Raw genomic sequence first — 23,988 nt, 5'->3', positions numbered from 1 at the left:
CGACCCGTCGAAGCCCTGTTTCGGCGGCGCACACCCGCCTCCGGTCGAACGCGGTCGGACCCCGTTCCCGCGCCGCCGTACCGGTGGATCGCCGGTGTCACACCACCCGGCGTGGTCGCCGCCCAGGTCGGTACGGGAGACTGGCAGGCATGGCGGCACGTGGCTTCCCGTACACCGATCTCAAGGACTTCCTCGCGGCTCTGGAGCGCGCGGGCGAACTGCGGCGGGTGAGCGTCCCGGTCGATCCCACCCTGGAGATCAGCGAGATCGTCACCCGGACGGTCCGCGCGGACGGCCCGGCGCTGCTCTTCGAACGGCCGACCCGGGGCGAGATGCCGGTGGCGATCAACCTCTTCGGCACCGAGAAGCGGATGGCGATGGCGCTCGGGGTGGAGCACCTCGACGAGATCGGCGCGCGGATCGGCGAGATGCTCAAGCCGGAGCTGCCGCAGGGCTTCTCCGGGATGATGGGCGGCCTCGGCAAGGTCATGCAGCTCAAGTCGATGCCGCCGAAGAAGGTCAAGACCGCCCCCTGCCAGCAGGTGGTCTACCGGGGCGACGACGTCGACCTGAACCGGCTGCCGGGGCTGCAGGTCTGGCCGGGCGACGGCGGGATCTTCCACAACTTCGGGCTGACCCACACGAAGCACCCGGAGACCGGCAAGCGCAACCTGGGGCTCTACCGGTTGCAGCAGCACTCGCGGAACACCATCGGCATGCACTGGCAGATCCACAAGAACTCCACGGCGCACCACGCGGTCGCCGAGCGGCTCGGGCAGCGGCTGCCGGTGGCGATCGCCATCGGCGCCGACCCCGCGGTCGCGTACGCGGCCAGCGCCCCGCTCCCCGCCGACATCGACGAATACCTGTTCGCCGGATACCTGCGCGGCGAGCGGGTCGAGATGGTGGACTGCCTGACCGTCCCGTTGCAGGTGCCGGCGCACGCACAGATCGTCCTGGAGGGCTACATCGAGCCGGGCGAGCGGCTCCCGGAGGGCCCCTTCGGCGACCACACCGGCTTCTACACGCCGGTGGAGCCCTTCCCGGTCATGCACATCGAGTGCATGACCATGCAGCGTGACCCGGTCTACCACTCGATCGTCACGTCGCAGCCGCCGCAGGAGGACCACGGCCTCGGCAAGGCCACCGAGCGGATCTTCGCGCCGCTGCTGCGCTTCCTGATCCCGGACATCGTCGACTACGACCTGCCGGCCGCCGGGGTCTTCCACAACTGCGCGATCGTGTCGATCCGCAAGCGCTACCCGAAGCACGCGCAGAAGGTGATGAACGCGATCTGGGGCGCGCACATGATGTCGCTGACCAAGCTGATCGTGATCGTCGACGAGGACTGCGACGTGCACGACTACAACGAGGTCGCCTTCCGCGCCTTCGGCAACGTCGACTACGCCCGCGACCTGCTGCTCACCGAGGGCCCGGTCGACCACCTCGACCACGCGTCGTACCAGCAGTTCTGGGGCGGCAAGGCGGGCGTCGACGCCACCCGCAAGCTGCCCGAGGAGGGCTACACCCGGGGCTGGCCGGAGGAGATGCGGATGGCCCCCGAGGTCGTCTCGCTGGTCGACAAGCGCTGGAAGGAGTACGGCATCTGATGGCCACCGCCGTCGAACCGGTGCAACGACCGGGCCGGGTGAAGTCCTTCCTCAAGCTGGTGGCGATCGAGCACTCCGTGTTCGCGCTGCCGTTCGCGTACCTGTCGGCGCTCACCGCCATGCAGGTCGACGGCGGGCGGGTGCGCTGGGCGGACCTGCTGCTGATCACCGTGGCGATGGTCGGCGCGCGGACGTTCGCGATGGCCGCGAACCGGATCCTCGACCGGCGGATCGACGCGCGGAACCCGCGTACCGCCTCGCGGGAACTGGTCACCGGGGCGGTCAGCGTGCGGACGGCCTGGACCGGCGCGGCGGTCGCGCTCGTGGTCTTCCTCGCCGCCGCCGCCCTGCTCAACCCGCTCTGCCTGGTGCTCGCACCGCTCGCCGTGGTGCCGCTGGTCGTCTACCCGTACGGCAAGCGGTTCACCAACTGGCCGCACGCCATCCTGGCCGTGGCCCAGGCCGTCGGGCCGGTCGGCGCCTGGCTGGGCGTCACCGGCACCCTCGACGGCTCCTGGCCCGCCTGGCTGCTCGGCGTGGCCGTCGGCCTCTGGATCGGCGGGTTCGACCTCATCTACGCCTGTCAGGACGCCGAGGTGGACCGGCAGATCGGCGTGCACAGCGTGCCGGCCCGCTACGGGCTGCGGTTCGCGCTGCACGCCTCCACCGTCGCCCACGTGGTGACGTTCGCGCTGTTCGTCTGGTTCGGGGCGCTGGTCGGCTTCGGCTGGCTCTGGTGGGTGGGGCTGGCGTTGACCGCCGTCGCCTTCGGCTACCAGCACCTGGTGGTCAGCCCGACGGACCTGAGCAAGGTCAACCGGGCCTTCTTCACCGCCAACGGCTTCGTCGGCATCGCCCTGTTCATCTTCGCCCTGCTCGACCTGGTGGTGCGGCTCGGGCTGCGCGCCTAGCAGCCGCGGGGACGGCAACGGCGGCGGTGCGCCCGGCACCGCCGCCGTTCGCGTACCACCGGTCTATTTGTTCTATCAACACTAGAACAAGTAACCTTTAGAGATGCTCTTCCGCATCGACCCCTCGCTGGACGAACCGCTCTTCGCCCAGCTCGTCACGCAGGTACGCCTCGCCGTGGCGCGGGGCGTCCTGCAACCCGGCGAACGGCTGCCCGCAGCCCGCGAACTCGCCGCCTCGCTCGATCTCAACGTGCACACGGTGCTCCGTGCCTACCAGCTGCTCCGGGCCGACGGGCTGATCGAGCTGCGGCGCGGCCGTGGCGCCATCGTCACCGCCCGACCCGCAGCCGACCACGCCAAGCTGCTGGCCGCCATCGACGAGGTGGTGCGCGAGGCACGTGCCCTGCGCTTCTCCCCGGAAGCCACCGCGACACTGCTGAAGGAGGCGTTCCTCTGATGACCACCGGCACCGAGCCTCCCCGCGCCCTGCACCGGCGGATGCGCCGCGTCGGCCTGACGGTCACCATCACCGGGCTATCGATCCTGGCCGTGGCCGCCGCCGTGGCCCTCTCCTGGCACGGGGACCTGCCCGACCCGGTCGCCACGCACTGGGGAGCCCGGGACAGGCCCGACGGCTTCATGTCCCTCGGTGCCTCCCTCTGGGTCGTCCTCGGCCTCGGCGCCCTCCTGGTGCTCGGCTTCGGCGCGGTCACGACGCTCTGGGGGCAGTCGGCGACGAACCGTCGCATTGGCGCGGCCACCACCATCTGGGTGGCACTCTTCCTGGCCCTCCTCCAACTCGGCACCCTGCACGCCCAGCTCGGGCTGGCCGACGCGCACGAAGCCGGCGGGATCGGCGGCGTGCTCACCCTGGCGATCGTCGGCTCCCTCGTGCCGGCCGTGCTCGTCGGCCTGCTCCTGCCCGGTGATCCGCCCCAGCCGGCCGACGCCCCCGTCGCGCCCGAGGCGTCCCGCCTCCCCCTGGCGGTGGGCGAACGGGCGGTGTGGATCGGGCACACCGGCGCCGGGCCGGGGATCGTGCTGGGCGCCGTGGCCATCGTCGTCCTGGTCGCGCTCGCCGTCGTCAGCGGTACGTGGGGCCTGCTGATCGTTGCGGCGCTGCTGGTCGGAATCTTCGTGGCGATGTTCGCCTTCACGGTCCGGGTTGACGGGACCGGCCTGTCGGTCCGGTCGTCGGCCGGCTGGCCGCGTACCCACGTGCCCCTCGACGAGGTGCTGCGCGCCGGGGTCGTCCAGGTCCGCCCGCTCGGCGAGTTCGGCGGCTGGGGCTGGCGGGTGGGCCGCGGCGGCCGGGTCGGCATCGTCCTGCGTGCGGGCGAGGGGCTGCTCGTCGAGCGGACCGGCGGGCGCTCGATCGTCGTCACGGTCGACGACGCCGGCACCGCCGCCGCGCTGCTCAACACCCTCGCGGACCGGCAACGGCGCACCGCCTGACCGGGCAGGCCGCGAGCCGGCGGTGTCCCGTTCAGCTGCGGGGTGCCGCGTACCGGGCGCTCTCCAGCGACCAGTCGATCGTGCCACGCACCGAGCGGGCCACCCCCTCCACGTGCGCGGCCACCGCCGGGTCCAGCGCCGGGCCGAAGGACGGCACCGCCGCGCGCAACTCCATGAACTCGCGCATCGTCGCGCGCCAGCGGGCCGTCGCCACCTCCACGGCCCGCTCCTCCGGCAGCCGCTGCTCCCGGGCGATCGCCAGCACCAGGTTGTGCCCGCCCGAGGTGGCCCGGTCTGTCTCCAGGGACACCAGGTCGTTGAACCAGGAGAGCAGGTCGTTGCCGGTGGCCGCCAGCGCCCCGAGGGCCGGATGGTGGTAGACGGCATCCGGCAGCGCGTGACCGGTGACGAACTCGATCACCGTGTACGACACGTACGCCGCCGAGGTGGCCCGGCGCAGCGTGACGTACTCGGCGACGCCGGGAGCGTGGCCCCGGGTCTTGTTCTCCGCCTCCACCCGGTTGCCGGCCAGGTGGTGGGCGACGGCGTCGGCGAAACGTCGCCGCCACGGCAGCGGCATCCGGGCCCGCGGCACCTGCCAGGCGTCCGCCAGCATCCGGAGCAGCGGGTCCCGCGACCCGGGCGGGCGGCTGCCGGAGCCGTGCCGCAGCACCCGCAGCACCTCGGCCCGTAACGCGGCGACCTGCGCGCCGGTGGCGCGGTGGGGTCCGTCGCAGGCGTCGTCGAGCAGGAAGAACCAGGTCCAGAGTGCCGCCACCGTACGTAGGTCCGCAGCGCTGGCGTCGGGATAGAGCCGGCCGGCGTACCAGGCGACCCGACCGGCGTCCAGCCGGTGCAGGGCGAGCTCGTCCAGCGGCAGGCCGAAGCGACGGACCCAGCCGGCCAGCCACTCGTGTGTCGCCTCGGTGTGCGGCGAGCAGCGGGCGGGGAGTGGACAGGTGGCACGTAGTGCGCGGGCTGCCGCCGCCGTCATCGGTCGTACCGCCCCTCCGGTCGTCGCCGCACACCGGTGATCCCGGCGTCCGAGCATGTCAGAGATCAGGAGCACGCGTCCCGTCGGGCAGCCCCGGCGGCCGTGCGGGCGTCGACGGCACCCCGACCCCGCAGCGGAGGCGGGGGTGACGGCGCGGCGCGCGGGGGAACCAGGCAGGCTGGAGGGCATGCGCGAACCATGGGTGGTCGGAGTCTCCGGAGCGTCCGGCACGCCGTACGCGGCGGCCGTCGTGCGGGCGCTGCTCGACGCCGGCGATCCGGTGGACCTGATCGTCTCCCGGGCCGCCCGGCTGACCGTCCTCGACGAGACCGGTCGCCCGTTCCGGGACGGGCACTGGGCCGAGGACCTCGCCGCCTGGCTGGGCCGCGACCTGGCGGGAGCCGACGTCCGGCACTGGCCCGCCGGGGACCTGGCCGCCGGCCCGAGCAGCGGCTCCTACCGGGTACGCGGGATGGTGGTGGTGCCGGCGAGCACGGCGGCCTGCGCCGGCATCGCGATCGGGCTCTCCAAGGACCTGTTGCAGCGGGCCGCCGAGGTCAACCTGAAGGAGCGCCGGCCGGTGGTGGTGGTGCCCCGGGAGACGCCGGTGACCCGCAGCCACCTCGAACACCTGATCGCCCTGCACGACGCCGGGGCGGTGGTGCTGCCGGCCAGCCCCGGCTTCTACGGGGCGGGGGCGGCGGCCTCCGCGCCGCAGCTCGTCGACTTCGTGGCCGGCAAGGTGCTGGACGCGCTGGGCATACCACACACGCTGTTCCGCCGTTGGTCGGGCGAGCTGGGCGCGGCGCGGGAGTGAACCCGGCCCGACCCACCGGGACGCGGACCGGAGCCCACGTCCGGTCCGCGTGACGATCCGCACCATTCAGTACATGCCGGCGTTGGCCGGGCCGGGCCCGGTAGAGGCGGCCGGCCCCGCGTTGCGCGGTTTGCCGACGTCTTCCGCCTCGTCCAACATGCCCTCCCCCTCAAGCAGGGCCCGCACCTCGGATTCCCGAAACCGGCGATGCCCGCCTGGAGTCCGGATGCTGCCTATCCGGCCGGCCGCCGCCCAGCGCGTCACAGTTTTCGGGTCAACCCGAAACAGCGCGGCAACTTCACCCGGTGTCAGCAGGCGATCTCCAGTGTCCACAGCCCCCTCCTCGCGTCGACGAAGCCCCCGGCTGAACACACTGCCCCCGGCCGGTGCGAGCCCAGAGCCGTCATGAGGGACGTATGGCAATTACAGCACCAGCGACCTGGCCTGTCCGCCAAACGCGAAAAACGCACTGAGTGGGAAGTTAGGAAATATTACCTGCGTACCGCTCCTTTGACGGTGAGTTTGCGAACGACTACACCCTGTCATGTTCAACGCCCACCAGGTGCCCGACGTTACGCCCGGACCGCTAGGGTCACAGTCCGTGGATGCCATCGACTCGAGCCTCGTGGAGCTGCTGCGCGGCAACGCCCGCCTGTCCTACGCCGAGCTGGCCCGGCAGGTCGGCCTCTCCGCGCCGGCCGTGCACGAGCGGGTCGGCAAGCTGGAGTCCAGCGGCGTGATCCGGGCCTACCGGGCGGAGGTGGAGCCCGAGGCGATCGGGTACGCCGTCACCGCGCTCATCGGGATCGTCCAGGACTCCGGCGGCGACACCGACGACGTGCTGGAGGCGTTCCGGCAGATGCCCGAGATCGAGTCCTGCTACTTCATGGCCGGTGTCGAGTCGTTCATGCTCAAGGCCCGCGTCGGCACCATCGCCGAGCTGGAGCGGCTCATCGTGCGGCTGAACCGCACCCCCGGCGTCGCCTCCACCCGCACCGGCATCGCCCTCTCCACGAAGTGGGAGAACCGGCCGCAGGCCCCGATCCCGCCCGCCACCTGACCCGCCACCGCGCATCCGGGCGCGACGGTGGGCTGCGCGCGCCGCGTCGGGTGCAGCCGCCGGAATCCGCGCCCGTCCGGCCCTGGCGCGCGGTCGCCGGGCGGCGATAGCGTGCGCCGATGACGAAGCCAGCCCTCGGAGCGGCCGTGGTCACCGGCGCGGCCGGCGGTCTCGGCCGGGCCATCGCCGCCGCATTGCACGCCGACGGCTGGCCGGTGCTCCTCACCGACCACGACGCCGAGGCGGTGCGGAGCGCCGCCGCGCCGCTGGGCGGCTGGTCCCGCCCCCTGGACGTACGCGACTCCGACGCCTGCGCCGCCGTCGCCGCCGAGGCCGCAGGCCGGGGCGGGCTCGGCCTCTGGGTGAACAACGCCGGGATCCTCGTCACCGGCCCCTCCTGGGAACACGACGCGGCGACCCGCCGCCGGGTGGTCGAGGTCAACGCCCTCGGCGCGATGAACGGCACCCTCGCCGCACTGGCCGTCATGCGGGCCCAGGGGCGCGGGCACGTGCTCAACGTCGTGTCGCTGGCCGGCCTGGTGGCCGCGCCCGGCGAGACCGTCTACGCGGCCAGCAAGCACGCCCTGATCGCCTTCAGCGTCGGCACCCTCGCCGACCTGCGGCTGGCCGGGCACCGGGGCGTACACGTGTCGTGCCTGTGCCCGGACGGGATCTGGACGCCGATGCTGCACGACCGGCTCGACGACCCGGGCGCCGCCGCCTCCTTCACCGGGACGCTGCTCACCCCGGAGCGGGTGGCCCGGCGGGCCGCGCGGCTGGCCCGGCGGCCCCGCCCGGTGGTCAGCGTCCCCCGCTGGCGCGGCGCGCAGGTCCGGCTCCTCGACGCGCTGCCCGGCGCCGCCGTCCGGCTCGCCCCGCTGATCCTCGCGGCCGGCCGGGCCGGTCAGCGCCGCCAGCGCCGTCGGACCGGAGCCGATCCGCAGTGAGCCGGCTTGCTAGGTTTCGAGAGTGACTCACATCGACCGGTGCGACGAGGCCAGCCGGCGCTGGGTGACCGAGGCGATCGCGGCCGTCGAGGCGGACGCCAACCGCTCCGCCGACACCCACCTGCTGCCGTTCCCGCTGCCCCGGTCGTGGGGGATCGACCTCTACCTCAAGGACGAGTCGGTGCATCCGACCGGCTCGCTGAAGCACCGCCTGGCCCGTTCGCTCTTCCTCTACGGGCTGTGCAACGGCTGGATCGGCCCGGAGACCACGATCGTGGAGGCGTCCTCCGGCTCGACGGCGGTCTCCGAGGCGTACTTCGCGCGGATGCTGGGGCTGCCGTTCATCGCCGTGATGCCCGCGTCCACCTCGCCGGAGAAGATCGCCCAGATCGAGTTCCAGGGCGGTCGCTGCCACCTCGTCGACGACCCGGCCAAGGTGGTCGTCGAGGCCCGCTGGCTGGCGGAGGACTCCGGCGGGCACTTCATGGACCAGTTCACCTACGCCGAGCGGGCCACCGACTGGCGCGGCAACAACAACATCGCCGAGTCGATCTACGCGCAGCTCGCCCTGGAACGCCACCCGGTGCCGGCGTGGGTCGTGGTGGGCGCCGGCACGGGCGGCACCAGCGCCACCATCGGCCGGTACGCCCGCTACCAGCGGCTGCCCACCAAGTTGTGCGTGGTCGACCCGGAGAACTCCGCGTTCTATCCCGCCTGGCAGGCCGCTGACTGGTCGGTACGCACCGGGCGGGGCTCCCGCATCGAGGGCATCGGCCGGCCGACCGTGGAGGCGTCGTTCGTGCCGTCCGTGGTGGACCGGATGGTCCAGGTGCCCGACGCCGCCTCGATGGCCGCCATGCGCGCCGGATCGGCCGTGCTCGGCCGCCGGGTGGGCGGCTCGACCGGCACGAACCTGTGGGGCGCCTTCGGGCTGATCGCGGAGATGCTCGCCGAGGGGCGCACCGGCTCGGTGGTCACCCTGATCTGCGACGCCGGCGACCGCTACTCCGACACCTACTACGCCGACGACTGGCTGGCCGCCCACGGGCTCGACCCGGCCCCGCACCTGGCGACCGTCGAGCGCTTCCTCACCACCGGCGCCTGGCCGACCTGAGCCCCGTGCCTAGTCCGGCGGGCAGGTGCCCGTGGCCCGTCAGCGCGGGTCGACGCGCTCGGCCAGCCCCGGGTAGCGCAGCACGTAGCCGTCGCCGTCGAGGTCGATGTCGGCGGTGAAGGTGTCGCTGGTGAAGCGGACCCGGCCCGGGCCCAGCGGGGTGTAGACCTGCTCGGCGGGCACCACCAGCAGGCTGGGCACCAGCACCCAGGCGACGTCGACGCGGTGCGGCGTGTCGGCCGCCGCGCGGGTCAACCCGAGCCGGCGCACCGGCAGCGCGTTGAGCAGCACCGCGCCGCCGAGGTCGACGTCCACCGCCCCGGCCAGCCGGTCCGGGTCGTCCGTGCCGGGAAGTCCGACCTCCGGATGGCCGGCCGCCCGCAGCGCCGCGTCCAGGTCACCCTGCTCGGCGGTGGTCACCCGCCACCCGTCGGGCACCCGTTCCAGGCGTACGCTCCGCAGCCAACCCGTGCCCTCCGCCTCCACCTCGACGCGGGAGCTGGCCCACTGCGGGTCGGTGACGAGCTGGTAGCGGCAGGTGTAGGGGATCGGGTCGACGGCCGCCAGGGTGCCCCGCGCGGTCAGCCCGTGGCCGTCGTCGAACAGCGCGTGCTCCGTGCCGGCGGTGTCCGTCCGGGTCCAGAAGAGCGACTTCGGCATGGTCGGCATGAGCCGGACGTTACGCGACCCGACCGCCGCCGGCAGCGGATGCGGAAACGCCGCCGCGGAGCCCGGGCCCCGCGACGGCGTTCGTCGATGACGCTGACGATCAGTGGGTACGCGCCGGCGGGCGCCCGCCGAAGCCTCGCCGCTCGTCGCGCGGCCGCTCGTCACGTCCCCGGCCCTCGGGACGGAAGCCGCCCCGGTCGCCGTAGCGGCGTTCGCCCTGGGGCCGGTCGCCGTAGCCGCGGCCGTCGGTCGGCCGGTCGCCGTAGCGGCGTTCGCCCTGCGGCCGGTCGGTGTAGCGGCGTTCGCCCTGGGGCCGGTCGCCGTAGCCGCGGCCGTCGGTGGGCCGGTCGGCGTAGCGGCGCTCGCCGTGCGGCCGGTCGCCGTAGCCGCGGCCGTCGGTGGCTCGGTCGGTGTAGCGGCGCTCGCCGTGCGGCCGGTCGCCGTAGCGGCGCTCGCCCCGGGGGTCGCGGTCGCCGTAGCGGCGCGGGCCGCCCGGCCGGTCGCCGTGCCGGCGCGGCTCCTCCGGCTCGTTGCGCACCGGGACGCCGCTCGGCTCGCGGGCGCCGGTCAGCTCGGCGAGCGTCGGGTCACCGGCCCGCACCCGGGTCTCGGCCGGCGCCACGCCGGCCTTCTCCAGCATGGCGAGCGTGGTCCGCCGCTGCTTCGGCAGCACCAGCGTGGCCACCGCGCCCGACTCGCCGGCCCGGGCGGTACGCCCCGCACGGTGCAGGTAGTCCTTCGGGTCCTTCGGCGGGTCGACGTGCAGCACCAGCGAGACACCGTCGACGTGGATGCCCCGGGCCGCCACGTCCGTGGCGACCAGGACGTTCACCCGGCCCTCACGGAACTCGGCCAGCGTGCGGGTACGCATCCGCTGGGTCTTGCCGCCGTGCAGCCCGCCCGCCCGTACGCCGACGGCGGCCAACTGCTCGACCAGCCGGTCGACGCCGAGCTGGGTACGGGCGAAGACCATCGTCCGCCCGTCCCGGGCCGCGATGGACGCGGCGACCGGGAACTTGTCGTGCGGCGGGATCAGCAGCATGTGGTGGTCCATGGTGGACACCGAGGCGGTCGACGGCGCCGTGGAGTGCGTCACCGGGTCGGTCATGAACCGCTTGACCAGCGCGTCGACGTCGTTGTCCAGAGTGGCCGAGAAGAGCAGCCGCTGGGAGTCGGCGGGCGTCTTCGCCAGCAGCTCGGTGACCTCGGGCAGGAAGCCCATGTCGGCCATCTGGTCGGCCTCGTCGAGGACGGTGATCTCGACGTCGTCTAGGTGGCAGACGCCCCGGGCGATCAGGTCGCCCAGCCGCCCCGGGGTGGCCACGATGATCTCCACCCCGCGCCGTAGCGCGTCGATCTGCCGGTCGTACGGCACGCCGCCGACGGCGGTCTTGAGGAACACGCCGACGGCCTTGCCGAGCGGCATCAGCGCGTCGTTGACCTGCATCGCGAGTTCCCGGGTGGGCACCAGGACCAGGGCCCGGGGGCGCAGCGGCCGGGCCCGGTTGCGGTCCGCCACCAGGGCGAGCAGGGGCAGGCCGAAGGCCAGGGTCTTGCCGGAGCCGGTCTGGCCTCGGCCGAGTACGTCCCGACCGGCGAGCGCGTCGGGCATGGTGGCGCGCTGGATCTCGAACGGGGTGGTGATGCCCTGCCGGGCGAGCGCGTGGACCAGCGGCTGGGGCAGTCCCAGCGCGGCGAAGTCGGTGGGTCCCACCGGGGCGGCCGGGTCCTGGGCGGTGCCGTCCCGCTCGGCGGCGGTCGGCGCGCCGGCGGTGTCGAGGGCGGGCGTGAACGTGCCGGGTTCAGCAGAGGTCGTCAAGAAATGCCTTTCGAGCGGGGCGCATCTTCGCGATGGCCTGCCGCAGCTGAACGCCGCCGAATCGCCCGCAAGATCGCCCATGGGCGCGCAGGGCGCGCGCCGGGTCAGTGATGCTCACCAGTGTACGGCGACGGGACGAACCCGCCACCCGACCACGGACGGGTAGTGGGCGGGCTCACCATCGACGTCGTACGCGGCTCACATGCTCAGGACGCCGCCCACGAAGCCGCCCATGGTGTCGTTGGCGAGCAGCACCACCAGCACGCTGATCGCGACCAGCAGGCCCAGCGAGGCGGCCAGGACGAGCACCACCCTGGTCGTGCTGGACCGCTCCTCGGTGGGGGTTTCCGTCCAGCCCTGCGCCAGGATGTGCCCGGTCAGCGAGCCGGAGTTCTCCACGGCGTTGTTCGGCAACGAGACGGTGCTGAAGCCCGGGCCCTCCGTACCGGCACCGGCACCCGCGCCGTAGATGGTGCCCAGGTCGGGCCCGCCGTCGTAGCGGCCGGTGGCGGTGCCCTCGGCCCGTCGCGTGGACGGGCCGGCGGGGGAGCCACCGGCGAGGAAGGTGCCACCGTCGGCGCGACCGGTCGGCGGGTGCGCCTCGCGAGGCGCGGTGGCCGGTTCGGCACCGCCGGACCGGCGGTCACCCGGGTTGGTCGGCGGCGGCCAGGCCGGCAGCGCGGGAGCGGGCACCACGGGCGGCGCGGAGGCGGGCCCGACGGCCGGCCCGGACGAGGGCGGCGCGGAGAACGGAGGCGCGGAGGCCGGTGGGGCGGAGAACGCGGGCGCGGGGGCGGGCCCGACGGGCGGCCCGGACGGGGCCGGCGCGGAGAACGCGGGCGCGGCGGCCGGCGGCGTGGGGAACACGGGCGCAGGGGACGGCGGCGCGCTCGCGACGGGTACCGGTCGGGCAGCCGTGAGGGGCGGCGGCGGGAACGGCGGCGCCGGCGCCGGGCCGGGTGGGGGCGGCGGGGCGGGCACCGGCGGCCCGGGTGGCGGCGCGGGCGGACCCGGCACGGGCGGTACCGGCGCGGGCGGCCTTGGGCCCGGCCCCGGAGGCGTCGGGCCGGGCGGGTGGGGAACGGGCGGCGTCGGGACCGGCGGGGCAGGCGAGGGCGGGGTCGGGCCCGGCAGCGGCGGCACGGGAGCCGGCGCCGGCTCGGGCTCCGGGACCGGCGGGGTCGGCGGCTGCGCCGGCTCCGGCGGCCGGGCGGGCTCCGGGGGCTCCGGATTGACCGGCGCCGCACGATAGATGCGCGCCTCGCCCGTCCGGGAGCGGATGGCCCCGGCCTCGTCGGCCGAGATCCGCCGCATCCCGGGTACGGCGGCGCTGGCCCGCGCTGCCGTGCCCCGCTGGCCGGGTACCGGGGTGTCGGCCGGGGCGGCCGTGCCCGTGGCCCGGTAGGTGGTGCCGGAGCCGGCCGGCTGCGCCGTGTCGCCCGTACCGGGCGGGGCTGCGGTGGCCACGGAGACCCGGCCCCGGGCCGCCGGGGCGGGCTCCCGGCGTACGTCCTCGGCGGGCGGCTCGGACGACGGCTCGGACGGCCCTGCGGAGCCGGCCCTCGGCGTGGCTCCGTCGTCGGCCGTGGTGGCGGTCGGGGCGCCGACGGACGGCAGGGGTTGCGGTGCCCCGGCGGGACGCCGGTCGGGCGTGGACCCGTGGTCGACCGGCTCCGCCGGAACCTCTTGCTCGGCCATGCTCGCCCTCCGCGCACGCTCGCGCCCGGGTCCGCGTTATCGGACCGGGCGTGCCTGTCTGTCACCGTGCCACATTCCGGCCAGGCGGCACAGCCGGAGTGCGTTGCGGTGTCGGTCTGATCCGATCGCTGGACCGGCGCGGCCGGCGGCGGGCCGGCTCGCGCGCCGGCCGCGCGCCTGATCAGCTGCCGGTGCTCGCCGAGGCGGTCGCCGAGGTGCTGCCCGCCGGATCGGAACTGCTCTGTGCCGTGGTCGGCGCCACACCGTCGGTCGGGGCGCTCGGCGACGAGGTGCCCGAACTGCTCGGCGACGCCGAGGTCGACGGGTTCGACGTGTCGGGCGTGGCGGTGGCCGTCGGCGACGGGGAGCCGGTGGGCGAGGTCGACGGTGACGGCGACGGGGACGGCGAGGTCGACGGCGACGTGGACGGGGTCGGCGACGGCGAGGTGGGCTTCGGGCTGGCCGGCGGCTTCGTCGCGGGCGGCTTGCTCGGCGTCGGCGTCGGCGAGGGGGTGCTGACCGGCGCGGGCACCGCCCCGATGACGCGGGTGGCGGCGTAGAGGCGGGACCAGCGCACGGTGGAGATCTTCACCACGTCGCCGGTGGTCGGCGCGTGGACCATCTTGCCGCCGCCGACGTACATGCCCATGTGGTGGATCGTCGTCCAACTGGTGCCCGAGGCGAAGAAGAGCAGGTCACCGGGGAGCAGCGCGGTGCGGGACACGGTGCGGGAGCGGGTGGCGTAGTACTGGTCCCGGGAGACCCGGGGCAGCCCGTAGTAGCCCGCCGACCGGTAGGCGGCGTAGATGAGGCCGGAGCAGTCGAACCGGTCCGGGCCCTCGGCGGCCCACAGGTAGGGATCGCCGAGCTGCGCCCGGGCGTACGCGAGGGCCTTCAGGGCCGTCGGGTGGGCGGCGAGGCCGTTGGCGGTCTCGTTGCCGAGGTAGCCGGCACCGAGGCGCTGCTCGGCGGCCTCCTGCTGGCGTTCGATCTCGATGAGCTGGGCGGCGTTGTCCCGCTTCAGCTTGTCCAGCTTCTTCTCGGCCTCGCGCAGGGCCTTCTCGCCGGCGGCGTATTCCGCCCTGGCTCCGGTGAGGCGGGACTCCGCCGAGACCATCGCCTGGCTGGCGGCCTGCTCGCCGGTGCGGGCCCGGGACACCTCGCCCTCGGCGGCGGTGGTGCCGCCCTCGGCCTTCTCGCCCCGGATGATCCGGGAGAGCCGGCTCAGCTCGTGCAGGTCGTTGGCGAACTCGCCGGGCGGGAGGGCGGCGGCGGCCTTGAAGGCGCCCGCCGCGGCGGCGTCGGCGCCCTCCTGGGCGCGTGCCACCGCGTCCCGGGCGAGGGCGAGGTTGCGCTCGGCGGTGGCGTGCTGCGTCTCGGCCTCGGTGCGCTTCTGCTGGAGCGAGAGCAGCTGGTCGCGGAGCTGCCCGACCTGGGCCTCGGCGGCGTAGATCTGGGCGGCGAGCGGGCCGGTGCCGACGTTGCCGGTGGGCAGGCCCGGGACCGTGCCCGGCACGCCCGGCAGCCCGGGGACCGTGCCCGGCAGCCCGGGGACCGGCGTGCCGCCGGGGAGCTGGAGCTGGCCGATGTAGGACGGGCGGGACCCGGTGTCGGGGACGCTGGTGGGCAGCGAGGGGTCGGCCTGGACCGGGTTGGCGAGGACGGTCGCGGCGACGGCGCCGAGCAGGGCGGACCAGAGCGCCGGGCGCAGCACCGGCGAGATCACCGGGCTCCGCCGTCGCTGCCGCCGTCCGCGCCCACTGTCGACCATTCCGCTCCCCGTCCGGCGTGCGTCGCCGCGCCGGTGGGCGCGGCTGTGAGGACGCTACCAGCGTGTGGCGAACGTCCCATCCTGTCTTACCGCACCCAGGCAGCGATGTCGATGCGTGGGCAGGTAACGGGTGCCTGAGAGTTCGGTGAACGGGCGCACGAGGGCCTACCGTGCTGCGGGTACGTCGGCGGGCCGACGTACGCTCGATTCCTACCGCAGGTGGAAGGGACGTGGCTTTTCGATGGACGCCGGACTCAAGCGTGAGCTCGAAGCGAAGGTGTACGCCGGCGAGCGGCTGACCCGCGAGGACGGGATCGCCCTCTACGACAGCGACGACCTCGCGTGGCTGGGCCGGCTGGCACACCACCGACGCACCGAGCTGAACGGCGACCGGGTGATGTTCAACGTCAACCGGCACCTCAACCTGACCAACGTCTGCTCCGCCTCCTGCGCGTACTGCTCGTTCCAGCGCAAGCCGGGCGAGAAGGACGCCTACACGATGCGTATCGACGAGGCGGTCCGCAAGGCCAAGGAGATGGAGGACGAGCAGCTCACCGAGCTGCACATCGTCAACGGCCTGCACCCGACCCTGCCCTGGCGCTACTACCCCAAGGTGCTGCGCGAGCTGAAGGCGGCGCTGCCGAACGTCAAGCTCAAGGCGTTCACGGCGACCGAGGTGCAGTGGTTCGAGAAGATCAGCGGCCTGAGCGCCGACGAGATCCTCGACGAGCTGATGGACGCCGGCCTGGAGTCGCTGACCGGCGGCGGGGCGGAGATCTTCGACTGGGAGGTCCGCCAGCACATCGTCGACCACGCCTGCCACTGGGAGGACTGGTCGCGGATCCACCGGCTGGCCCACACGAAGGGGATGAAGACCCCGTCGACCATGCTCTACGGCCACATCGAGGAGCCCCGGCACCGCGTGGACCACGTGCTGCGGCTGCGTGAGCTGCAGGACGAGACCGGCGGCTTCATGGTCTTCATCCCGCTGCGCTACCAGCACGACTTCGTCGACTCGGCGGACGGCAAGATCCGTAACCGGATCCAGGCCCGTACGACGATGGCCTCGCCGGCCGAGTCGCTGAAGACCTTCGCGGTCTCCCGGCTGCTCTTCGACAACGTCCCGCACGTGAAGTGCTTCTGGGTCATGCACGGGCTGTCGGTGGCCCAGCTCTCGCTGAACTTCGGCGTCGACGACCTGGACGGCTCGGTCGTCGAATACAAGATCACCCACGACGCCGACTCGTACGGCACCCCGAACACGATGCACCGGGACGACCTGCTGCACCTGATCTGGGACGCCGGCTTCCGCCCCGTCGAGCGGAACACCCGCTACGAGGTGGTCCGCGAGTACGACGCCGCCCCGTCCCTGGCCGAGCGGCGCGCCGAGCCGCAGCAGGTCTGGGCCTGAGTGGCACGTACCCTTCGTAGACCATGACCGAGCAGCGGAGCGGGTTCCCCCGGCGTGACGCCGAGGGGCGCATCCTCACCCTGGGCGACCTGCTCGGGGTCAGCCTGGCGGGCCTGGTCATCGGCGTGCTGGCGGTCGTGCTGTTCGACTGGGCGTTCGCGCTGATCGGCAGCGGCGAGTTCGGGCGGTCGAACGGCTGGCTGGCGATCATCCTGCCGGCCTGGCTCTTCTGGGACGACTTCCGCGCGTGGGAGTTCGGTGCGGCCCGGGTGGTGTCGGCGCTGGCGGCAGCCGTGGTGGGGGTGGTGGCCGGGCTCGTGGTGGCCGGCCTCGCCGCCGGGCTCCCGCCGCTGGTCTCCGGCGGGTTGGGGGCGGCGACCTTCACCCTCGGCTACGCGGTGGTCTGGTTCCACGGCGTCCACTGGCTGGCCCGCCGGACGGGCTGAACCTGCCGCCGGGCGCCCGGCGGCGGAGAACGGAGTGCGGAACGTGAGCGCGGCGGTCAAGTACACGCTGGGCCGGATCGGGCTGTTCGTCGCCGTGCTGGCGGCCCTCTGGCTCGTCGAGATGAACATCTTCATCAAGCTGATGGTGGCGCTGGCCTTCTCGGCCGCCCTGTCGTTCTTCCTGCTGAAGGGGTGGCGGGACGAGATGGCCGAGGAGATGGCCGCCGCCGCCGAGCGTCGTCGCGACGAGAAGGAACGGCTCCGCTCCGCCCTGGCCGGCGAGGACGAGCCCGACAGCGACGAGCGGCAGGGCGGGGCCGGTTCCGCGGGACGCTGACGACCGGGCAACCCGACCCGCCGGTACGACTGCCGCGGACGATCACGTCGGCACCCCGCCGGTGGCCGGGCTCAGAGGCACGAAGAAGGGCCCGGCACGGTCGCCGTTGACCGTGCCGGGCCCTGGTCAGCCGATCACCAGTTGGTGGAGCCGGGCACGTTCGGCCACGGCTTCAACGTGGGCTTGATCAGGTAGACGACGCCGCCGGAGCCGCCGGAGACCCCGCCGCTGGCGTTGATCCGCTTGGTACGCAGCCAGATCTGCTCGAACTGCTCACGCTTGTAGACGTTGCGCACCACGTCGTTGCTCGACGAGGCCGGGTCGTTGACGATCACGTCGCCCTCGGCGGTGAAGCCGACGATCACGAACAGGTGCCCCGAGGTGCCGTAGTTCGCCCCGTCCAGCTCGCTGGCCAGGAACGACTGGCTGGTCACGACCGGGATCCCGGCGGCGATGAAGCGCTCCACCTCGTCCAGCGAGTGCAGCCGGGTGACCCGCGCCTCCAGGCCGGGGAAGCTGGCCGCGTACGCGGTGTTGAAGGGCCAGTTGCCGGCGCCGTCGTACTGGTAGTCGTAGACCATCCGGGCGGCGTGGTTGACCGTCGGGTCCGGGTAGGTCGGGTCGACCCAGGAGGTGTCCTCCTCGGACGCCTTACGGCCCCAGTACTCGATCACCATCGTGGTGGAGGTGGGGGAGCACCAGGCCTGGCCGCCGCCGTCGTACTCGGGGTAGTGACCGGAGTGGATGTTCTGCGAGTAGCGGGGCACGGCGAGTTCCTTGCCCCAGGCGATGCCGCCGGCGCTCGGCTCGACGGTGAACCGGTCCGGCACGTTGGAGCTCATGGCGCCCACCGTGTGCACGACCGGCGCGGCGCTCTGGCCGGGGGCCTTGTAGAGGGTGAGCCGCAGCTGGTATGCCCGCAGCAGCACCCCGACGGAGGCGTCGTCGATGCTGAACGTGTCGGTCCAGATGGTCGACCAGGGGTCGCCCTGCCGGTTGACGCTGGTGCGCTTGATGTCGGCGTCGCCGGAGGCCCAGCGCCCCATCACGTACCACTTGGTCTGGACGCCGGTGTTGTACGTGCCCTGCATCTCGACCTGGATCCAGGTGCCGGCCGGGGTGTTCGCGTTCCAGGAGGCGATCAGCTCGGTGGCGTCGAACCCGATCTGGGTCACGGGGGACGTCCAGGTGCCGTACTCCCAGCTCCTGGTCACGCCGGTGTGCGGGTCGGTGTAGTTGGTGGTGCCGAGCGGGCCGGCCAGCGTCACTCCCGGGCGCTGGCCGGGGACGGCGCGCGTACCGGCGTGGGTGCCACGCCGCCAGTCGGGGTAGCGCGACCAGTCCTGGAAGGTGATCTGTTCGTCGTGCACCACCTGTCGACTGGTCGACGGGGCGGCGACGGGTTCGGTGGCGACGGCGGGTGCCGAGGTGCCGAGAAGGGTGAGCGCGGTTGTGGCCGCGAGGGCGGCCGTACGCAAGTGTGTTCTGACCATGGGTCCTCCGCAGGGACGGACGGATCGTTGCGGGTCAGTGTCCCGCTCGGAGGGAACTTTCGCCAGAGGCCGACAGTTGGAAAATACTTGCCGATGTGAGGATCAGGATGACATGCAACTTGGGCAGCGATGGATGTTGATATGACCATGTGAGCGGTGGTGGAGTGTCCTCCACCGAGCGGGATCTCTCCCGCCCCCCGAGGAGGTTGTCCATGGCCTTCCGCAACACCGCCCTCCGTCGCCGCCTGGCGGTCGCCGTAGCAGCCGGGTTCGGCCTGCTCACGGTTGCCGCCGCGCCCGCCACCGCCCGGCCGGCCCCCGACCGGGTCGACTCCGCGGCGGCGTCCTACCGGGTGCTCGGCCCGCGTACCGTCGACGACCGCACCGCCGTCGCCGGCACCGGCGCCGCCATCGACTTCGTCGAGCACGGTGTGCTGAACGTCTCGGCCACCCCGGCCGAAGCGGCGGCGATCACCCGGCTCGGTTTCCGGCTGGAGGCGGTCTCCGCCCCGTCGGCCGACGGCCACAGCCACGCCGAGGGGGACGTCGGCACGGCCGCCTTCCCGCCGGCTGACTCCAACTACCACGACTACGCGGAGCTGACCGCCGTGGTGAACAAGGTGGTCGCCGACCACCCGTCGATCGCCCGGAAGATCAGCATCGGCTCCTCGTACGAGGGTCGGGACCTGATGGCGGTGAAGATCTCCGACAACGTCGCCACCGACGAGAACGAGCCGGAGATCCTGTTCAACTCGCAGCAGCACGCCCGCGAGCACCTGACCGTCGAGATGGCGATCTACCTGCTCAACCTCTTCACCGACAGCTACGGCACGGACTCCCGGGTCACCAACATCGTGAACACCCGGGAGATCTGGATCGTGCCCACGGTCAACCCGGACGGCAGCGAGTACGACATCGCCACCGGCTCGTACCGCTCCTGGCGCAAGAACCGGCAGCCGAACAGCGGCTCGTCGTACGTCGGCACCGACCTGAACCGCAACTGGTCCTACCAGTGGGGCTGCTGCGGCGGCTCGTCCGGCTCCACCTCGTCGGAGACCTACCGGGGCCCCTCGGCGTTCTCCGCCCCGGAGACCGCGGCGCTGCGGAACTTCGTCAACAGCCGGGTGGTCGGCGGCGTCCAGCAGATCAAGGCGAACATCGACTTCCACACGTACTCGGAGCTGGTGCTCTGGCCGTTCGGCTACACGTACAACAACACCACCACCGGCATGAGCGCCGACCAGTACAACACCTTCGCCACGCTGGGCCAGCAGATGGCGAACACCAACGGCTACACCCCGCAGCAGTCCAGCGACCTCTACATCACCGACGGCGACAGCATCGACTGGATGTGGGGCCAGCACGGCATCTGGGCGTACACCTTCGAGATGTACCCCGGCTCGGCCAGCGGCGGCGGCTTCTACCCGCCCGACGAGGTGATCCCCGCCCAGACCTCGCGCAACCGGGAGGCGGTCCTGCTGCTCAGCGAGTACGCCGACTGCCCGTACCGCGCCATCGGCAAGGAGGCGCAGTACTGCGGCGGTGGCGGCGGCACCACGGTCTGGTCGGACACCTTCGAGACGGACACCGGCTGGACCGTCAACCCGAACGGCACCGACACCGCGACCTCCGGGGCGTGGGAGCGGGGCGCCGCCCAGGCGACCACCTCCAGCGGCGCCAAGCAGCTCGCCCCGTACGGCGGCGCGAACGACCTCGTCACCGGCCGGCTGGCCGGTACGGCGGCCGGTGACTACGACGTCGACGGCGGCGTGACCAGCGCCCGGTCGCCGGCGGTGACCCTGCCGGCGAGCGGCACGCTGAACCTCTCCCTCGCCTGGTACCTGGCCCACGGCTCGAACTCCTCGTCGGCCGACTACCTCCGGGTGAGCGTGGTGCACAACGGCGGCACCACGGCCCTGTTCACCCAGGCCGGGGCGGCCACCAACCGCAACGGCGCCTGGGCGGTGGCCAACGCCAACCTCACCCCGTACGCCGGGCAGTCGGTGCGGATCCTCGTCGAGGCGGTGGACGCTTCGGGCGCGAGCCTGGTCGAGGCGGCTGTGGACAACGTCACCATCACCAGTTCCTGATTCGGTGGGGCCCCGCTCCGCCCCCGGCGGGGCCCCACCACCCCTCCCAGCAGACGTCGATCCAGGGCATATCGCCGCCGTTGATGATCAGCGAGCGCCGATACGGCCTGGATCGACGAGGCGTGTCCGGGGCGTGCGCTACGGTTCTACCGACCACGCGCAGCGAAGCCGGTGCGAAACCGGCGCTGTCCCGCAACTGTGATGCCCCGCCGTCCCGGCCGAACGCCGGACCGGGCGGGGACGAGCCAGGTCGCCTGCGTCCGTGGTCGCGACACGCGCTCTCGAGGAAGGGCGCCTCGCGGACGGGCGCCCCTGGTCCCTGTCGGCGAAGCACCATGCTCCTCGACCGACAGGAGGACCCGTGCTCAGACGTACCCCCAGACTCCTCGCCGCGACCCTCGCGGCGGCCGCGCTCGCCCTCGGCGCCTGCGCGACCGACAACTCCGCCGACACCCCCGCCGCCGGCACCGGCTCGGCCGGCGCGGCCTACCCGGTCACCGTCGGGAAACTCACGCTGGAGAAGCGGCCCGAGAAGATCGTGTCGCTGTCCGCGTCGGCCACCGAGATGCTCTTCGCGATCGGCGCGGGCAAGCAGGTGACCGCCGTCGACGAGCAGTCGAACTTCCCGGCGGACGCGCCGAAGACCGACCTCTCCGGCTTCACCCCGAACGCCGAGGCGATCGCCGGGAGGAACCCCGACCTGGTGGTGCTCTCCGACGACCGCAACAAGATCGTCGAGCAGCTGACCACGCTGAAGATCCCGGTCTACCAGACCCCCGCGGCGACGACGCTCGACGACACCTACCGGCAGATCACCGAGCTGGGTGCCCTGACCGGCCACGCGGACGAGGCCGGCGACGTGACCAGGCGGATGAAGGACGACATCACCAAGCTGGTCGCCGACCTGCCCAAGCGCGCCGAGAAGCTGACCTACTACCACGAGCTGGGCCCGGAGCTGTACACCGCCACCAGCAAGACCTTCATCGGCTCGCTCTACGCCCTGGCGGGCCTGGAGAACATCGCCGACCCGGCGGACGCCGACGGCAGGAGTGGCGGCTACCCGCAGCTCTCCCAGGAGGTCATCGTCAAGGCCGACCCGGACTTCGTCTTCCTCGCCGACACCAGGTGCTGCCAGCAGAACGCGGAGACGGTCAAGGCGCGCGCCGGCTGGGCGGGCCTCACGGCGGTCAAGAACAACCAGGTCGTCGCGCTCGACGACGACATCGCCTCGCGCTGGGGCCCCCGGGTCGTGGACCTGCTGCGGACCGTCGTCGACGCGGTCGCCAAGGTGCCCGCGTGACCCGCGTCCGGCCATGAACCGCCTGCTCCTGAAGGCGCCGCCCGCCCGGCGGGCCGGGACGCTCCCCGCGTCCCGGCCCGCCGGGCTGCGGCCCCGCTGGCTCGTCGCCGGCGTCGCCGCGGTACTGGTCGCGCTGGTCGCCGGCGTGTCCCTCGGCCCGGTCAGCCTGCCGCCGGGCAGCGTCGCGGCCGAGCTGCTCAACCTCATTCCCGGCGTACGCCTCGACAGCGGGCTGACCGAGCGTGAGATCGCCATCGTCACCGAGCTGCGGCTGCCCCGGGTGGTGCTCGGGCTGCTGGTCGGTGGGCTGCTGGCCCTGGCCGGCGGCTGCTACCAGGGGGTGTTCCGCAACCCGTTGGCCGACCCGTACCTGCTCGGGGTGGCGGCCGGCGCCGGGCTCGCGGTCACCGCCGCGATCACCCTCGGCGCCGGGGCCGGGGGCGCGCTGACCGGGCTGCCGTTCACCATCCCGCTGGCCGCGTTCGTCGGCTCGATCGGCGCGGTGGCGATGACCTACCTGCTGGGCGCCTCCGGCGGGCGCGGGCGTTCCACCGCCACGCTGATCCTCGCCGGGGTGGCGGTCTCGGCGTTCCTCTCCGCCGGGCAGACCTACCTGCTGCAACGCAACTCCGACAACATCCAGCAGGTCTACTCCTGGCTGCTCGGGCGGCTCGCCACCGCCGGCTGGCACGACGTGCGGCTGGTGCTCCCGTACTTCCTCTTCACCGCCCTCGTGGTGCTGCTGCACCGGCGGGAACTCGACGTGCTCTCCGTCGGCGACGACGAGGCCGTCAGCCTCGGGCTGCACCCGCAGCGGTCCCGCTACCTGCTCATCGTCGCCGCCTCGCTCGGCACCGCCGCCGCCGTCTCCGCGTCCGGCCTGATCGGCTTCGTCGGGATCATCGTGCCGCACACCGTCCGGCTGCTCGCCGGGTCGAGCTACCGGGTGATCCTGCCGCTGTCGCTGCTCTTCGGGGGTGCCTTCCTGGCGCTGACCGACGTGGTGGCCCGTACCGTCGCCGCCCCGTCGGAGATCCCGATCGGCGTGGTCACCGCGCTGCTCGGCGGCCCGTTCTTCGTCCTGGTGCTGCGTACCTCCCGTCGGGTGCTCGGATGAGCGCGCGGCGCGTACCGGCGGCGCGGCCGGCGGACGGTCGGGCCGCCGGGTCGGCTCCGGGGGCTCCCGAGAGCGGTGCCGTGCCCGCCGTCGAGGTGCGCGACCTGCACGTGCGTCTCGACGGCACGCCGATCCTGGCCGGCGTCGACCTGACCGTCGCGCCGGGCGAGTGGGTCACCGTGATCGGCCCGAACGGCGCCGGGAAGTCGACCCTGCTGCGTGCCGTCGGCGGCCTGCTGCCCGCGCCGGGCGCGGTTTCCCTCTTCGGTACGCCCAGCGAGGCGCTGCGCCGCCGCGACCGCGCCCGGGTGGTCGCCACGGTGGCCCAGTCCCCGGTCGTACCGGCGGGCATGTCGGTGTTCGACTACGTGCTGCTGGGCCGCACCCCCTACATCGCACCGCTGGGCCGGGAGTCCGCCGCCGACCTGGCCGCCGCGCACGAGGTGCTCGCCGGGCTCGACCTGGCCGGGTTCCACGACCGGGAGCTGGCCACCCTGTCCGGCGGCGAGCGGCAGCGGGTCTTCCTGGCCCGCGCGCTGGCCCAGGGCGCGACCCTGCTGCTGCTGGACGAGCCGATCAGCGCGCTCGACATCGGCCACCAGCAGGAGGTGCTGGAGCTGGTCGACCGGCTGCGCCGCGAGCACGGCCTGACCGTGCTGGCGACCATGCACGACCTCAGCATCGCCGGCGAGTACGCCGACCGCATGGTGCTGCTGGCCGACGGCCGGGTGGTGGCCGCCGGCACCCCTCACGAGGTGCTCACCGAGCAGCTCCTCGCCACCTGGTACCGCGCCACGGTCCGCGTCATCCCCGGCGACCACGGCCCCCTGGTGGTCCCAACCCGCCCCCACCGGTCGGGCTCTTCTCGTTGATCATGAAGTTGTTGTCGCTCTGCCCGGCGTGTCGCCGCAACAACTTCATGATCAACG

General features: G+C 73.3%; 22 protein-coding genes and 1 riboswitch. Of the genes, 15 read left to right on the top strand and 7 right to left on the bottom strand.

Annotated features, from left to right (window positions below; genetic code table 11):
* Positions 1 to 149 precede the first annotated feature (149 nt).
* From ACGFIG_RS10065 to ACGFIG_RS10050, 4 genes are all read left to right on the top strand, one after another.
* The gene (locus ACGFIG_RS10065; protein ID WP_393001105.1) at positions 150 to 1,610 is read left to right on the top strand and encodes a menaquinone biosynthesis decarboxylase; all 1,461 of its coding nucleotides are present in this window, start codon (positions 150 to 152) and stop codon (positions 1,608 to 1,610) included.
* Complete coding sequence (mqnP, locus tag ACGFIG_RS10060) at positions 1,610 to 2,521, top strand: menaquinone biosynthesis prenyltransferase MqnP (protein ID WP_393001103.1); 912 nt, start codon at positions 1,610 to 1,612, stop codon at positions 2,519 to 2,521. The genes ACGFIG_RS10065 and mqnP overlap by 1 nt, the downstream gene beginning before the upstream one ends.
* A gap of 103 nt (positions 2,522 to 2,624) precedes the next feature.
* Positions 2,625 to 2,978 carry a GntR family transcriptional regulator gene (locus ACGFIG_RS10055; RefSeq protein ID WP_393001101.1) on the top strand — a complete coding sequence of 118 codons (354 nt, stop codon included), beginning with the start codon at positions 2,625 to 2,627 and terminating at the stop codon, positions 2,976 to 2,978.
* On the top strand, positions 2,978 to 3,976 hold the full coding sequence (locus ACGFIG_RS10050) for a hypothetical protein (protein ID WP_393001099.1): 999 nt from the start codon (positions 2,978 to 2,980) through the stop codon (positions 3,974 to 3,976). The genes ACGFIG_RS10055 and ACGFIG_RS10050 overlap by 1 nt, the downstream gene beginning before the upstream one ends.
* A gap of 31 nt (positions 3,977 to 4,007) precedes the next feature.
* Here the strand turns inward: ACGFIG_RS10050 and ACGFIG_RS10045 are convergent, their stop codons facing one another.
* Entirely contained in the window at positions 4,008 to 4,970 is a 963-nt protein-coding gene (locus tag ACGFIG_RS10045; RefSeq protein WP_393001097.1) for a terpene synthase, read from the bottom strand.
* A 187-nt stretch (positions 4,971 to 5,157) separates the two neighbouring features.
* Here ACGFIG_RS10045 and ACGFIG_RS10040 point away from each other — a divergent pair, with 187 nt between their 5' ends.
* Positions 5,158 to 5,787, top strand: a complete 630-nt coding sequence (locus ACGFIG_RS10040; protein WP_393001095.1) for a UbiX family flavin prenyltransferase — start codon at positions 5,158 to 5,160, stop codon at positions 5,785 to 5,787.
* Between the two features lie 66 nt (positions 5,788 to 5,853).
* Here the strand turns inward: ACGFIG_RS10040 and ACGFIG_RS10035 are convergent, their stop codons facing one another.
* Positions 5,854 to 6,120 carry a BldC family transcriptional regulator gene (locus tag ACGFIG_RS10035; protein ID WP_089002465.1) on the bottom strand — a complete coding sequence of 89 codons (267 nt, stop codon included), beginning with the start codon at positions 6,118 to 6,120 and terminating at the stop codon, positions 5,854 to 5,856.
* Between the two features lie 268 nt (positions 6,121 to 6,388).
* Between ACGFIG_RS10035 and ACGFIG_RS10030 the strand changes: the two genes are divergently transcribed.
* The 3 genes from ACGFIG_RS10030 to ACGFIG_RS10020 all read left to right on the top strand — a co-directional run bounded on the left by ACGFIG_RS10030 (position 6,389) and on the right by ACGFIG_RS10020 (position 8,908).
* Positions 6,389 to 6,847, top strand: coding sequence for an Lrp/AsnC family transcriptional regulator (locus tag ACGFIG_RS10030; RefSeq protein ID WP_393001093.1), 459 nt, complete (start codon positions 6,389 to 6,391; stop codon positions 6,845 to 6,847).
* A 119-nt stretch (positions 6,848 to 6,966) separates the two neighbouring features.
* Positions 6,967 to 7,794: an SDR family NAD(P)-dependent oxidoreductase gene (locus ACGFIG_RS10025; RefSeq protein ID WP_393001091.1), complete on the top strand. Its 828-nt coding sequence runs from the start codon at positions 6,967 to 6,969 to the stop codon at positions 7,792 to 7,794.
* A gap of 22 nt (positions 7,795 to 7,816) precedes the next feature.
* The gene (locus tag ACGFIG_RS10020; RefSeq protein ID WP_393001089.1) at positions 7,817 to 8,908 is read left to right on the top strand and encodes a PLP-dependent cysteine synthase family protein; all 1,092 of its coding nucleotides are present in this window, start codon (positions 7,817 to 7,819) and stop codon (positions 8,906 to 8,908) included.
* Positions 8,909 to 8,947: 39 nt separating this feature from the next.
* Here ACGFIG_RS10020 and ACGFIG_RS10015 read toward each other — a convergent pair whose 3' ends face one another.
* The 4 genes from ACGFIG_RS10015 to ACGFIG_RS10000 all read right to left on the bottom strand — a co-directional run bounded on the left by ACGFIG_RS10015 (position 8,948) and on the right by ACGFIG_RS10000 (position 14,865).
* Positions 8,948 to 9,568, bottom strand: a complete 621-nt coding sequence (locus ACGFIG_RS10015) for a putative glycolipid-binding domain-containing protein (RefSeq protein WP_393001419.1) — start codon at positions 9,566 to 9,568, stop codon at positions 8,948 to 8,950.
* Between the two features lie 109 nt (positions 9,569 to 9,677).
* The gene (locus tag ACGFIG_RS10010; protein WP_393001087.1) at positions 9,678 to 11,396 is read right to left on the bottom strand and encodes a DEAD/DEAH box helicase; all 1,719 of its coding nucleotides are present in this window, start codon (positions 11,394 to 11,396) and stop codon (positions 9,678 to 9,680) included.
* Between the two features lie 198 nt (positions 11,397 to 11,594).
* Positions 11,595 to 13,094, bottom strand: coding sequence for a hypothetical protein (locus ACGFIG_RS10005; protein ID WP_393001085.1), 1,500 nt, complete (start codon positions 13,092 to 13,094; stop codon positions 11,595 to 11,597).
* A gap of 181 nt (positions 13,095 to 13,275) precedes the next feature.
* Positions 13,276 to 14,865 (bottom strand): NlpC/P60 family protein, encoded by a 1,590-nt coding sequence (locus tag ACGFIG_RS10000; protein WP_393001083.1) that lies wholly within the window; start codon positions 14,863 to 14,865, stop codon positions 13,276 to 13,278.
* A 241-nt stretch (positions 14,866 to 15,106) separates the two neighbouring features.
* Here ACGFIG_RS10000 and mqnE point away from each other — a divergent pair, with 241 nt between their 5' ends.
* The 3 genes from mqnE to ACGFIG_RS09985 are packed head-to-tail and all read left to right on the top strand — an operon-like array spanning position 15,107 to position 17,059.
* A complete protein-coding gene (gene mqnE / locus ACGFIG_RS09995; protein ID WP_089002460.1) occupies positions 15,107 to 16,276 on the top strand; it encodes an aminofutalosine synthase MqnE in 1,170 nt (389 codons plus the stop codon).
* 23 nt (positions 16,277 to 16,299) lie between these two features.
* Positions 16,300 to 16,722, top strand: a complete 423-nt coding sequence (locus ACGFIG_RS09990; RefSeq protein ID WP_393001081.1) for a hypothetical protein — start codon at positions 16,300 to 16,302, stop codon at positions 16,720 to 16,722.
* A gap of 43 nt (positions 16,723 to 16,765) precedes the next feature.
* Entirely contained in the window at positions 16,766 to 17,059 is a 294-nt protein-coding gene (locus ACGFIG_RS09985) for a DUF4229 domain-containing protein (protein ID WP_393001079.1), read from the top strand.
* A 134-nt stretch (positions 17,060 to 17,193) separates the two neighbouring features.
* Here ACGFIG_RS09985 and ACGFIG_RS09980 read toward each other — a convergent pair whose 3' ends face one another.
* Positions 17,194 to 18,552: a C39 family peptidase gene (locus tag ACGFIG_RS09980; protein WP_393001077.1), complete on the bottom strand. Its 1,359-nt coding sequence runs from the start codon at positions 18,550 to 18,552 to the stop codon at positions 17,194 to 17,196.
* A 212-nt stretch (positions 18,553 to 18,764) separates the two neighbouring features.
* Here ACGFIG_RS09980 and ACGFIG_RS09975 point away from each other — a divergent pair, with 212 nt between their 5' ends.
* The 4 genes from ACGFIG_RS09975 to ACGFIG_RS09960 all read left to right on the top strand — a co-directional run bounded on the left by ACGFIG_RS09975 (position 18,765) and on the right by ACGFIG_RS09960 (position 23,931).
* Positions 18,765 to 20,642: a M14 family zinc carboxypeptidase gene (locus ACGFIG_RS09975; protein ID WP_393001075.1), complete on the top strand. Its 1,878-nt coding sequence runs from the start codon at positions 18,765 to 18,767 to the stop codon at positions 20,640 to 20,642.
* Between the two features lie 167 nt (positions 20,643 to 20,809).
* Positions 20,810 to 20,892, top strand: a riboswitch (cobalamin riboswitch).
* Positions 20,893 to 21,003: 111 nt separating this feature from the next.
* A complete protein-coding gene (locus ACGFIG_RS09970) occupies positions 21,004 to 21,942 on the top strand; it encodes an ABC transporter substrate-binding protein (protein WP_393001073.1) in 939 nt (312 codons plus the stop codon).
* Positions 21,943 to 21,955: 13 nt separating this feature from the next.
* A complete protein-coding gene (locus tag ACGFIG_RS09965) occupies positions 21,956 to 23,059 on the top strand; it encodes a FecCD family ABC transporter permease (protein WP_393001071.1) in 1,104 nt (367 codons plus the stop codon).
* Positions 23,056 to 23,931, top strand: coding sequence for an ABC transporter ATP-binding protein (locus tag ACGFIG_RS09960; RefSeq protein WP_393001069.1), 876 nt, complete (start codon positions 23,056 to 23,058; stop codon positions 23,929 to 23,931). Before ACGFIG_RS09965 ends, ACGFIG_RS09960 begins: the two co-directional genes overlap by 4 nt.
* Positions 23,932 to 23,988: the final 57 nt, after the last annotated feature.

This window comes from Micromonospora sp. NPDC049048 (genome assembly GCF_043197615.1).
Lineage (GTDB): Bacteria > Actinomycetota > Actinomycetes > Mycobacteriales > Micromonosporaceae > Micromonospora.
Note: the sequence above shows the minus strand (reverse complement) of the source record. Positions and strands in the feature narration are given on the sequence as shown.